Genomic DNA, 11886 nt, shown 5'->3' on the forward strand with positions numbered 1-11886 from the left:
AGATCAGCTGAGCGGGAGAGCTCAGTGGGTCTCGGGGCGGAGGACCTTGGTCCGGAGGACCGACTCGTTCAGGTTCAGCTGGCGGTCGAGCTCCTTGACGACCGCAGGCTCGGCCTGCAGGTCGATGACCGAGTAGATGCCCTCGGGCTTCTTCTTGATCTCGTACGAGAGCCGACGACGGCCCCAGGTGTCGACCTTCTCGACCTTTCCGTTGCCCTCACGGACGACGGAGAGGAAGTTCTCGATCAGGGGGGCGACGGCGCGCTCCTCCAGATCGGGGTCGAGGATGACCATCACCTCGTAGTGACGCATGTGGAACCCACCTCCTTTGGACTCAGCGGCCACGGTCGTTCCGTGGCAGGAGGGTTGTGATGCGTACGCAACGGTATCGGCCGCCACTGACAATCGGGCTGACCTCGCGGTTCGCCCGAGCTGGCCTGGGCAGACACCGCTGCAGACGGTACAGAGTACCCGCACACCGGCTTCCGGTTGAAATCAGGCCGGGGTGACCGTCAATCTGTACACATCGGGTGTGTATGGCGCTACGATGCGCCGCCTTTCGCAGGAGGTGCCCCATGGCACAAGCATTGCGACCCAACACCGTCGGAGGCCTGTTCGCCACGGACGGCAAGCCCCATCCCGTCCAGGACACACTGCTCGCGGTGACCCTGGTGCTCGGCCTGGTGGCGTTCGTGACCGGCTTCTTCCACCACCTGCACCTGCTCAGCTCCTGGACCGGCCTGGTGGGGATCCTCACCGGCGCGTACGGGCAGTGGATCTCGGAGACGACCCGCGAACGCTTCGGCCTCATCCTGGGCCTCGGCGCCTCCGGAGTCGGCTTCTTCCTCGGCATGGCGCACGGCGGCCTCTTCGGCGGGGTCATCAGCTGACGCCAGGGACACCCTCTCCCGAACCTCACATACAGGACCACGCAACGCCTCGGCGGCCCATTCGCCGGGGCGCGGGCGCCGTACGCCCAGTCGGGGCGCTCGCAAGGCGCAGTAGGCTTCGGCGCGAGAGCCGGAGCCCCTGTACCCATGGGGACACACCAGCCCGAGGAGCGCCCCGAATGAGCCTGACCCTGAGGACGATCAGCCGCGAGCAGCATCTGGCGTACATCCAGAGCCTGCCGTCGGCGAGCCACATGCAGGTTCCGGCCTGGGCGGACGTCAAGGCGGAGTGGCGCTCCGAGAGCCTCGGCTGGTTCGACGAGCGGACCGGCGAGCTGGTCGGGGCGGGCCTGGTCCTCTACCGCCAACTCCCCAAGATCAAGCGCTACTTGGCCTATCTGCCCGAGGGCCCGGTCATCAACTGGTTCGCGCCGAATCTGACCGAGTGGCTGGAACCGATGCTCGCGCACCTCAAGCACCAGGGCGCCTTCTCCGTGAAGATGGGCCCGCCGGTCATCATCCGGCGCTGGGAGGCGACCTCCATCAAGGCGGGCATCCAGAACCCTGATGTGAAGCGGCTGCGTGACATCGAGGCCGACTTCATCGAGCCGCGTGCCTTCGAGGTCGCGGACAAGCTGCGCCGGATGGGCTGGCAGCAGGGCGAGGACGGCGGCGCCGGCTTCGGCGACGTCCAGCCCCGCTACGTCTACCAGGTGCCGCTCGCCAACCGCTCGCTCGAAGAGGTCCACAAGAACTTCAACCAGCTGTGGCGGCGCAACATCAAGAAGGCCGAGAAGGCCGGCGTCGAGGTCGTCCAGGGCGGTTACCAGGACCTGGACGAGTGGCAGCGGCTGTACGAGATCACCGCGGTGCGCGACCACTTCCGGCCCCGCCCGCTGTCGTACTTCCAGCGCATGTGGACGGCCCTCAACACCGAGGACCCCAACCGCATGCGGCTGTACTTCGCCCGGCACAACGGCGTGAACCTGTCGGCGGCGACGATGCTGATCGTCGGCGGGCACGTCTGGTACTCCTACGGCGCCTCCGACAACATCGGCCGTGAGGTCCGGCCCTCGAACGCGATGCAGTGGCGGATGCTGCGCGACGCGTACGCGCTGGGCGCGACCGTCTACGACCTGCGCGGCATCTCCGACTCGCTGGACGAGACCGACCACCTCTTCGGCCTGATCCAGTTCAAGGTGGGCACGGGCGGCCAGGCCGCCGAGTACCTCGGCGAGTGGGACTTCCCGCTCAACAAGCTGCTCCACAAGGCGCTCGACATCTACATGTCGCGCCGCTGACGTCACGTTCAGTGATTCCATACCTCTGATACACCGCAGCCACGAGAAAGGTTCCAGGTCCGGCCATGGCGCTCACGCTCTACGTCGACACCGCGCGCTGGCGTGCGCACCACAAGCACGTGCAGGACCAGTTCCCGGGGCTCGTCCCGGTCTGCAAGGGCAACGGCTACGGCTTCGGGCACGAGCGACTCGCGGAGGAGGCCACGCGGCTGGGCTCCGACATCCTCGCCGTCGGCACGACCTACGAGGCCGCGCGCATCAAGGACTTCTTCGGCGGCGACCTCCTGGTGCTGACGCCGTACCGGCGTGGCGAGGAGCCCGTCCCGCTGCCCGACCGTGTCATCCGCTCGGTGTCGTCCATCGACGGCGTGTACGGCCTCGTGGGGGCCCGCGTGGTCATCGAGGTGATGTCCTCGATGAAGCGGCACGGCATCAGCGCCCAGGACCTCCCGCAGCTGCACGCCGCCATAGAGAACGTCCGCCTCGAGGGCTTCGCCATCCATCTGCCGCTGGACCGCACGGACGGCTCGGACGCCGTCGAGGAGGTCATCGGCTGGATGGACCACCTGCGTGCGGCCCGCCTGCCGTTGCACACGATGTTCGTCAGCCACCTCAAGGCGGACGAACTCCACCGGCTCCAGCAGCAGTTCCCGCAGACCCGCTTCCGCGCCCGTATCGGCACCCGGCTGTGGCTGGGGGACCACGAGGCCACCGAGTACCGCGGGGCGGTCCTGGACGTCACCCACGTCGCCAAGGGCGACCGCTTCGGCTACCGCCAGCAGAAGGCGGCCTCTGACGGCTTCCTGGTGGTCGTGGCGGGCGGTACGTCGCACGGGGTGGGCCTGGAGGCCCCGAAGGCGCTGCACGGCGTCATGCCGCGCGCCAAGGGCGTCGCCCGGGCCGGCCTCGCCACCGTCAACCGGAACCTTTCTCCCTTCGTCTGGGGCGGCAAGCAGCGCTGGTTCGCGGAGCCGCCGCACATGCAGGTCTCGATCCTTTTCGTACCGGCCGACGCACCCGAGCCGAAGGTGGGCGAGGAGCTGGTGGCCCATCTGCGCCACACCACCACGCAGTTCGACCGGATCGTCGACCGCTGAGCGACCGGGCAGACAGCGAAGGGGCCGTACACGAACGTCCGTGTACGGCCCCTTCGCGTGGGCCTTCATGTCTGTTCAGGGACCCCCCGAGAGGTGTTCGCTCAGAGCGAACGGTCCGTGGAGGACGGCGTTCCGCTGTTGCCCCACTCCACCTGAGGTCCCTCGAAGTGGGCCGCGTGCCGCGGCGGATGGGCTGCGGCGCCGACGACGAAGACGTCTTCCGCGCCGTCCAGCACGCCTCCTGACGGATCGTCGTCGCCCGCCCTGCGCACCGGGTCCCGGTCCGGCATGAGGATGTCGCGCACGATGACGACGCACAGGTACAGCGTCCCCAGCAGGTGCACACCGATCGCCCAGTGATAGCCGTCCTGCGGCAGTCCCTTGTGGGCGTCACCGCTGGTCGTGTACGCGAGATACATCCAGATGCCCAGGAAGTACGTGACCTCGCAGGCCTGCCAGATCAGGAAGTCCCGCCACTTGGGCCGCGCCAGCACGGCGAGCGGTACCAGCCACAGGACGTACTGCGGCGAGTAGACCTTGTTGGTCAGGATGAACGCCGCGATGATCAGGAAGGCGAGCTGGGCGAAGCGGGGGCGGCGCGGGGCGGTCATCGTGAGCACGGCGATGCCCACGCAGCACAGCACCACCAGGGCCATGGCCAGGTTGTTGACCGTGTCGGTGGTCAGCGGGTTCGTGGTGTTCTGGGCCATGATCAGCCAGAAGGAGCCGAAGTCCACGCCCCGGTCGTGGCTGAACTTGTAGAACTGCACCCAGCCGTCCCAGGCGAAGAACATCACCGGCAGGTTCACTACGAGCCAGGAGACGACCGCCCCCGTCAGGGCTCTGCCGAAGTCCCGCCATTTGCCCGCGCGCCAGCACAACAGGAGCAGCGGCCACAGGAGAAACATGGGATAGAGCTTGGCGGCCGTGGCGAGCCCCAGGAGGACCCCGAAGGCGAGAGGTCGGCTCCGGGCCCACATCAGCATCGCGGCGGCCGTCAGAGCGACCGCCAGCAGGTCCCAGTTGATGGTGGCGGTCAGCGCGAAGGCGGGCGCCAGGGCGACCAGCAGACCGTCCCAGGGCCGGCGGGCGTGCGTACGGGCCACACAGACCGCGATGACGACCGCACAGACCATCAGCATCCCGGCATTGACCATCCAGTACCACTGTTCCTGGTGCTGGATGCTGCCGCTGCCCGGGGTGAGCCAGGCGGCCACCTCCATGAACACACCGGTGAGCACCGGGTATTCGAGGTAGGGCATGTCACCGGGGAGCTTGTCGAAGTAGGGCACGAGCCCGTCGGCGAAACCGCGTCCCTGGTAGAGGTGCGGGATGTCGGAGTAGCAGGCCTTCGTGTACTGCGAGCTGGCGCCGAAGAACCAGGCACTGTTGTAGCAGGGAGCCTTCTGGATCATCCCGAGGGCGAACATCCCGATCGCGACGAGCGCGACGACCCGGACGGGCGTCCACCAGGACGTCCCCAGCAGGGCACGCCGCCCGAGGGGACCGCCGATCAGCTCGCTGCCGGACCGCGCGACCGGATCCTCGTCGGTCGGAAGCACGGGGTCCTGCTCGTGCACGCTCGCTTGCGTCGATTCTGCGCTGGGCATGGGGAACATCCTGCCGTACATGCCTAGGAATACGCCGAGGGCCGCCTCACCCTCTCAGGTGCGGCGGCCCCTGTTTCACGTGAAACATGTGCATGTTTCACGTGAAACACCCGTGCCGGGAGCTTTGGCGGCTATCCGCCGGAACCTCCGAAGAGACCTCCGTTGCCGTTGCCTCTGCTGTTGCCCGTGCCGGACGTGTCGGTGGCCGTCGGCGAGGACGTCACACCGCCATCCGTTCCTCCGGTGTCCGTGCCGCCGGTGGTGGTGCACTGCCAGCTGAACCGGCAGGTCTCACTCGCCGAGGGACTCGGGCTGGTCAGCGTCTCGCTGGGCGTCGGACTGGGCGTCGGACTGGTCAGCGTCTCGCTGGGCGTCGGAGTCGGGGTCGGACTCGGCACGTCGTTGACGATCTCACCGATGGGCTCCGGCGTCGGGAAGTCCTTCGCCGGCTGGCCGTTCAGCGCCTGAGCCATGTAGTCGTGCCAGATCTCGGCCGGGAACGAGGCGCCGTGGATCTTCTCCTGACCGCCCGTTCCGTACATCTTGAGAAACGTGCGGTTCTTCTTGGACTCGTCGTCGTCGTAGCGGAACATCGTGATCGACGTCGACAGCTGCGGGGTGTAGCCCACGAACCAGGCGGACTTGTTGCCGTCGGTGGTACCGGTCTTGCCGGCCACCTCACGGCCGGGCAGCTGGGCGTTGGTACCCGTGCCCTTCTCGACCACGGTCCTCAGGACATCGGTGACGTTGTCGGCGACCTTCGGCGTGAACGCCTCGGTGGGCTGGTCCTTGTGCGTGTAGACCGTGCCGTCCTTGCTGTTGACCGACTGGACGGAGTACGGATCACGCTGCTCGCCGCTGGCCGCGAAGGTGCCGTAGGCCCCTGCCATGCGGATCGCGCTCGGGTCGGAGATACCGATGGAGAAGGACGGGTAGTTGGTACCGGCCAGACTGTCCTGCTTGAGGCCGGCGGCCACCGCGGCGTCCTTGACCTTGTCCAGGCCGACATTCATGCCGAGCTGCACATAGGCGGAGTTCACCGACTCACGCATCGCCTCACGCAGATCGATGTCGTAGTTCGGCGGACTGCCGTACGACTCGTTGCCGTCGTTGGTCTGCAGCCACTCCTGGCCCTTCTCGTTCTTCCAGACCGTTCCGTCGTACTCCTTGATCTTGAGCTTGTTCTTGCCGCTGTACAGGCTCTTCGGGGAGACCTGCTTGCGCTCGTCCTGCGGCTGTTCGCTGCCGCCCGAGGGATCGCGCACACCCCACTGCATCGCCGCCGCGAGCACGAACGGCTTCATGGTCGAACCGATCTGGGCACCGGTGACGTCGGCGTTGTTGGTGAAGTGCTTGGTGGCGTCCTCACCGCCGTAGATGGCCTTGATGGCCCCGGTGGACGGCTCCACGGAGGCGGCGCCGAACTGGACGTGGGTGTCCGTCTTGGGGCGCTGCTTGGGCTTGATGTTGGCCTTCTGGACGTTCTCGACCGATTTCTCGAGCTCAGCGACCTTCTTCTTGTCGAAGGTCGTGTAGATCGAGTAGCCGCCCTGCTGCAGCTGGTCGGCGGTGAGGATCTTGTTGTTGATCAGGTAGGCCTTGGCGAGGTCGACGAGGTAGCCCGTCTGCCCCCTGAGGTCACTGTTGGACCGCGGGTTCTGCCACTTGGGGAGCGTGGTGTACTGCGCTCGCTTCGCGGCGTCCAGATGGCCGTACGAGACCATCTTGTCGAGCGTGTTCTGCATCTGGGCCAGCGCCCGCCGGCTGTTGGCCTCCGGGGTGGCCGCCGGGTCGATGGACGTCGCGCCCGCCGGGTCGTAGTACGTGGCGCCCTTGAGCATTGCCGCCAGGAAGGCGCACTGGCCCGGATCCAGGTCCACGGCGTCCACGTTGAAGTACGCGCGAGCGGCCGCCTGGATGCCGTAGGCACCGCGACCGTAGTACGCGGAGTTCAGGTAGCCCTCCATGATCTTGTCCTTCTTCATGGTGGAACCCACCTTGATCGAGACGAAGATCTCCTTGAACTTGCGCGAGATGGTCTGGGACTGGTCGTCCAGCATCGCGTTCTTCACGAACTGCTGGGTGATGGTGGAGCCGCCCTGTGTCTGACCGCCCCTGGCCATGTTGAACAGGGCGCGGGCGATGCCCTTGGGGTCGATGCCGCTGTCGGTCTCGAAGGTCTTGTTCTCCTGCGAGATGACGGCGTACTGCATCTCCTTCGGGATCTGCGAGAGGTTCACGATCTGGCGGTTCGTCTCACCGCCCGTGGCGACCATCTCGCTTCTGTCGGCCCAGTAGAAGACGTTGTTCTGCGCCTGCGCCGTCTTCGCGATATCCGGAACGTCCACCATCGCGTAGGCGATGCCCGCCACGGCCACCATGCTGCCGAAGAACCCGATGAAGAGTCCGGTCACCAGCTTCCACGAGGGCACCCAGCGTGCGAAGCCGAACTTTCCCGCACGCGGATAGTCGATGATCCGCTTGTTGGCGGGACCGGCCGACTGCCCTCGCCCGCGTGGGGGCGCGCCGCGTCGACCTCCGGGGCCGGGCTCCGGCGCTCTGCGACGGCTGCCTCCAGTGCTTCTCTGAGCCGCGCGGCGGGCCTCGGCACGGCCGCCGTACTGGCGCTCCTCGTCGGCCGGCTGGCCGAACCCGTAATCGGCCGGGGACCCGGTGGCGCCCCGCGGTGCCGCGCGGCGGCCGGAGGACGAGCCGGACTGGCCGCGTCGGGCCGCGGCACGTCCGCCTTCCTGCGGCTGCGGCGGTTTGCGACGGTGCTCGCTCATCGAACGACTACTCCTCGGGCAGGCGCGCCTTTGCGCGCCTGGAAACGGCAGCTGGTTTCCGGTCCCCCCGAAGTACGGATGCGGTCGATCGCTCATTCATCCGTACGGCACCCGGGCCCACGACGCCCCCCTGCGTCACTCGGTCCCCGGTGGTGTGCATGGCGCACAGACTACGCACCGTCAAAACCCACCGAGCCCCGAAGTTCACCCCAAATCAGGCAACTTGCCTCGGATGAATAAGTGATGTGATCCCGTTCACCGTCTCCCCACTTGTCGCACCCGGAAGGCCGTTCTATCGTCTTGATGTATCGAGTCGATACATCGGAGCGAGATAGAGACGAGGAGGCGAAGGGATGAGTCGGCGGTCCGGGATCCTTGAATTCGCCGTCCTCGGCCTGCTCCGCGAGTCCCCGATGCACGGCTATGAGCTGCGCAAACGGCTCAACACCTCACTGGGTGTGTTCCGGGCCTTCAGCTACGGGACGCTGTACCCCTGCCTCAAGACGCTGGTCGCGAGCGGCTGGTTGATCGAGGAGCCGGGGAACGCTCCCGAGGACGCCCTCGCCGCACCACTCGCAGGGCGTCGCGCCAAGATCGTCTACAGGTTGACGGCGGAGGGCAAGGAGCACTTCGAGGAGCTGCTCTCGCAGACCGGTCCGGACGCCTACGAGGACGAGCACTTCGCCGCCCGTTTCGCCTTCTTCGGGCAGACGTCGCGCGATGTGCGCGTCCGCGTACTGGAAGGGCGCCGCAGCCGGCTGGAGGAGCGTCTCGACAAGATGCGCACCTCCTTCGCGCGCACCCGGGAGCGACTCGACGACTACACGCTTGAGCTCCAGCGCCACGGGATGGAGTCCGTGGAGCGCGAAGTGCGCTGGCTGAACGAGCTCATCGAGAGCGAGCGGGCCGGACGGGACCTCCGTGGTCCCACCTCCGGGGGGTCCGCTCAGCACGACACCACCAATGGAGCGCCGGGCGTCCTGCCCCGGCCCGGGGACACCCCCGGGCCGGATACGCCCGACGACACCGCCACGTGAGAGCCCAGTCGGGGCCTCACTCGTACACACAGGGAGCAACCGGAATGGGTTCGGTTCGCGTAGCCGTCGTCGGCGTGGGCAACTGCGCCGCGTCGCTGGTGCAGGGAGTCGAGTACTACAAGGACGCCGATCCGGCGTCCAAGGTCCCCGGCCTGATGCACGTTCAGTTCGGTGACTACCACGTGGGCGACGTGGAGTTCGTGGCCGCGTTCGACGTCGACGCCAAGAAGGTCGGCCTCGACCTCGCGGACGCCATCGGCGCCTCCGAGAACAACACCATCAAGATCGCCGACGTCCCGCACACCGGCGTCACCGTCCAGCGCGGTCACACCCTCGACGGCCTCGGCAAGTACTACCGCGAGACCATCGAGGAGTCCGCCGAGGCCCCGGTCGACGTCGTCCAGATCCTCAAGGACAGGCAGGTCGACGTGCTCGTCTGCTACCTGCCCGTGGGTTCCGAGGACGCGGCGAAGTTCTACGCCCAGTGCGCCATCGACGCCAAGGTCGCCTTCGTCAACGCCCTCCCGGTCTTCATCGCCGGCACCAAGGAGTGGGCCGACAAGTTCACCGAGGCGGGTGTCCCGATCGTCGGCGACGACATCAAGTCCCAGGTCGGCGCCACCATCACGCACCGCGTCATGGCGAAGCTGTTCGAGGACCGCGGCGTCATCCTGGACCGCACGATGCAGCTGAACGTCGGCGGCAACATGGACTTCAAGAACATGCTCGAGCGCGACCGCCTCGAGTCCAAGAAGATCTCCAAGACCCAGGCCGTCACCTCCCAGATCCGCGACCGGGACCTCGGCGAGAAGAACGTGCACATCGGCCCGTCCGACTACGTCGCCTGGCTCGACGACCGCAAGTGGGCCTACGTCCGCCTCGAGGGCCGCGCCTTCGGTGACGTCCCGCTGAACCTGGAGTACAAGCTCGAGGTCTGGGACTCCCCGAACTCGGCGGGTGTCATCATCGACGCCCTGCGCGCCGCGAAGATCGCCAAGGACCGCGGCATCGGCGGCCCGATCCTGTCGGCCTCCAGCTACTTCATGAAGTCCCCGCCGGTCCAGTACTTCGACGACGAGGCCCGCGAGAACGTCGAGAAGTTCATCAAGGGAGAGGTCGCGCGCTAGCGCGACGCACACGGCGCGCCGAACAACGCACCGACGCACCGAAAATCGCTCCTGCCAGGGCTCTGAGGGTCCCCGGGTCGTCACCCGGGGACCCTGCCCGTATGTGAGGCTGTGCTCCATGGCCGTCGTCCGTGACCTGCGCGTCCTCCTGCGCTTCAGGAACTTCCGACGCCTGCTCGCCGTACGGCTGCTCTCTCAGGGCGCCGACGGCGTCTACCAGGTCGCGCTCGCCGCCTATGTCGTCTTCTCGCCGGAGAAACAGACCTCCGCGGCCGCGATCGCCTCCGCCATGGCCGTCCTGCTCCTGCCGTACTCCCTCGTGGGCCCCTTCGCGGGCGTCCTCCTGGACCGCTGGCGCCGCCGCCAGGTCTTCCTCTACGGCAACCTCCTGCGCGCCCTGATGGCGTCCGCGACCGCCCTGCTGATCCTCAGTCATGTCCCGGACTGGCTCTTCTACGTCTCCGCGCTGAGCGTCACCGCCGTCAACCGTTTCGTCCTCGCCGGCCTGTCGGCCGCCCTCCCGCGCGTGGTCGACGCCGAGCGCCTCGTGATGGCCAACTCCCTTTCCCCGACCGCCGGTACGCTCGCCGCGACCGCGGGCGGCGGCCTCGCCTTCGTCGTACGGCTGCTGGTGGCGGACTCCGACGCCGCCGTCGTACTGCTGGGTGCCCTGCTGTACCTGTGCGCGGGCCTCGCGTCCCTTCGTCTGGGGCGGGAGCAGCTGGGTCCTGACCCCGAGTTGGTCCAGCCCCGCCTGTCCACGGCGCTCGCCGGCACGGCACGCGATCTGGCTGCGGCCGTTCGGCATCTCGCCGCACCGCCACGCCGCGAGGCCGCCTGGGCGCTCGCCGCGATGACGCTGATGCGGTTCTGCTACGGCGCCCTGCTGGTGATGCTGCTGATGCTGTGCCGCTATGCCCTCTCCTCGACCACGCAGGGAGGACTGAGGCTGCTGGTGCTGGCGTTGGGGATATCCGGCGCCGGCTTCTTCGCGGCGGCCGTGGTGACGCCCTGGGCCGCGGGGCGGCTCGGTCCGGGCCGCTGGATCGTCGTGTGCGCCGCGGCGGCCGCCGTGTTGGAACCCGTCCTCGGACTCCCGTTCGCCACCGGTCCCATGCTGGCCGCGACGTTCGTCCTGGGGCTGACCACCCAAGGCGCGAAGATCGCGACCGACACGGTGGTGCAGTCCTCCGTGGACGACGGCTACCGCGGCCGGATCTTCTCCGTCTACGACGTCCTGTTCAACATCGCCTTCGTCGGGGCCGCCGCGGTGGCCGCCCTGATGCTGCCGCCGGACGGACGTTCGGCCACGCTGGTTGTGACAGTGGCCTTTGTCTACGGGGCGGTTGCTGTGGCTATGGCCCGCTTTGAACGCCGGTAAGTGTCACATGAAGGCCACAGACTCCCTCTGAGTTACAGCAGTGTCAGTGGCGGCCGGTAACTTACCTCCGTCTTACGCACTTCTTATGTGCGCTGCTCACCCACTCATCTAGGGGGACCCCCAAGTGACCACTCCACCCCAGGGCCAGAACCCGTTCGCACAGGGCCAGCCGCAGCCGCCCGCCCCGTACCCGCCCCAGGGCTCCGCTCCGTACGCGCCTGTTCCGCCGGCGGCTCCGGGCAGACGGATCAACAAGAAGGTGGTGCGCATCCTCGCCTTCATAGTCATCGCGATACTCGTCGCCGTCGGCAAGTGGTACCTGGGGAAGACCGACGCGGAGACGACCGCCGTCGGCAGCTGCATGCACAACAAGGGCACGGAGAGCAGCCCCGATCTGAAGACCGTCGACTGCTCCTCGAGTGACGCGCAGTTCAAGGTGGTCCAGAAGTTCGACAACACCAGCGACGACAGCAAGTGCGAGGCCGTCAAGGAAGCGACGATCTCCTACTACCAGACCGGCGACAACCATGACGTCGTGCTCTGCCTGAAGGAAGTCAAGTAGCACCAAGGCGGGTCTGCCGGCGATCACCGAGGTCATCGGCCTCGGCATCAGCGTCAACGTCACGCTGATCTTCTCGCTGGAGCGCTACCGCGAGG

The 11886-nt window shown here is 67.4% G+C and carries 10 protein-coding genes and 1 pseudogene; 8 read left to right on the plus strand and 3 right to left on the minus strand.

Annotation, left to right across the window (positions count from 1 at the left end; translation table 11 throughout):
* Positions 1 to 21: 21 nt before the first annotated feature.
* A complete protein-coding gene (gene rpsF / locus ABZT17_RS19395; protein ID WP_007383258.1) occupies positions 22 to 312 on the minus strand; it encodes a 30S ribosomal protein S6 in 291 nt (96 codons plus the stop codon).
* Between the two features lie 263 nt (positions 313 to 575).
* On the opposite strand from rpsF, the gene ABZT17_RS19400 reads away from it, so the two are divergent.
* From ABZT17_RS19400 to ABZT17_RS19410, 3 genes are all read left to right on the plus strand, one after another.
* Positions 576 to 890, plus strand: a complete 315-nt coding sequence (locus tag ABZT17_RS19400; RefSeq protein ID WP_356350494.1) for a hypothetical protein — start codon at positions 576 to 578, stop codon at positions 888 to 890.
* A gap of 179 nt (positions 891 to 1069) precedes the next feature.
* On the plus strand, positions 1070 to 2191 hold the full coding sequence (gene femX / locus ABZT17_RS19405; protein WP_356350496.1) for a peptidoglycan bridge formation glycyltransferase FemX: 1122 nt from the start codon (positions 1070 to 1072) through the stop codon (positions 2189 to 2191).
* A gap of 65 nt (positions 2192 to 2256) precedes the next feature.
* Positions 2257 to 3288, plus strand: coding sequence for an alanine racemase (locus ABZT17_RS19410; RefSeq protein WP_356350497.1), 1032 nt, complete (start codon positions 2257 to 2259; stop codon positions 3286 to 3288).
* A 101-nt stretch (positions 3289 to 3389) separates the two neighbouring features.
* Here ABZT17_RS19410 and ABZT17_RS19415 read toward each other — a convergent pair whose 3' ends face one another.
* Both ABZT17_RS19415 and ABZT17_RS19420 read right to left on the minus strand, forming a co-directional pair.
* Positions 3390 to 4898, minus strand: coding sequence for a glycosyltransferase 87 family protein (locus ABZT17_RS19415; protein WP_356350499.1), 1509 nt, complete (start codon positions 4896 to 4898; stop codon positions 3390 to 3392).
* Between the two features lie 131 nt (positions 4899 to 5029).
* Positions 5030 to 7684: a transglycosylase domain-containing protein gene (locus ABZT17_RS19420; RefSeq protein ID WP_356350500.1), complete on the minus strand. Its 2655-nt coding sequence runs from the start codon at positions 7682 to 7684 to the stop codon at positions 5030 to 5032.
* A gap of 353 nt (positions 7685 to 8037) precedes the next feature.
* Between ABZT17_RS19420 and ABZT17_RS19425 the strand changes: the two genes are divergently transcribed.
* The 5 genes and pseudogenes from ABZT17_RS19425 to ABZT17_RS19445 form a co-directional block, all read left to right on the plus strand.
* Positions 8038 to 8721 carry a helix-turn-helix transcriptional regulator gene (locus ABZT17_RS19425; protein WP_356350501.1) on the plus strand — a complete coding sequence of 228 codons (684 nt, stop codon included), beginning with the start codon at positions 8038 to 8040 and terminating at the stop codon, positions 8719 to 8721.
* 44 nt (positions 8722 to 8765) lie between these two features.
* Positions 8766 to 9848, plus strand: coding sequence for an inositol-3-phosphate synthase (locus ABZT17_RS19430; protein WP_356350503.1), 1083 nt, complete (start codon positions 8766 to 8768; stop codon positions 9846 to 9848).
* Positions 9849 to 9966: 118 nt separating this feature from the next.
* Positions 9967 to 11229, plus strand: a complete 1263-nt coding sequence (locus ABZT17_RS19435; RefSeq protein ID WP_356350505.1) for an MFS transporter — start codon at positions 9967 to 9969, stop codon at positions 11227 to 11229.
* A gap of 124 nt (positions 11230 to 11353) precedes the next feature.
* Complete coding sequence (locus tag ABZT17_RS19440) at positions 11354 to 11791, plus strand: hypothetical protein (protein WP_356350507.1); 438 nt, start codon at positions 11354 to 11356, stop codon at positions 11789 to 11791.
* Positions 11790 to 11886 (plus strand): annotated as a pseudogene (locus ABZT17_RS19445) (transaldolase family protein); the annotation flags it as partial. The gene ABZT17_RS19440 and the pseudogene ABZT17_RS19445, both read left to right, overlap by 2 nt.

Origin of the sequence: Streptomyces sp. NPDC005648 (assembly GCF_040605395.1) — a bacterium.
In the GTDB taxonomy this organism is placed as follows: domain Bacteria; phylum Actinomycetota; class Actinomycetes; order Streptomycetales; family Streptomycetaceae; genus Streptomyces.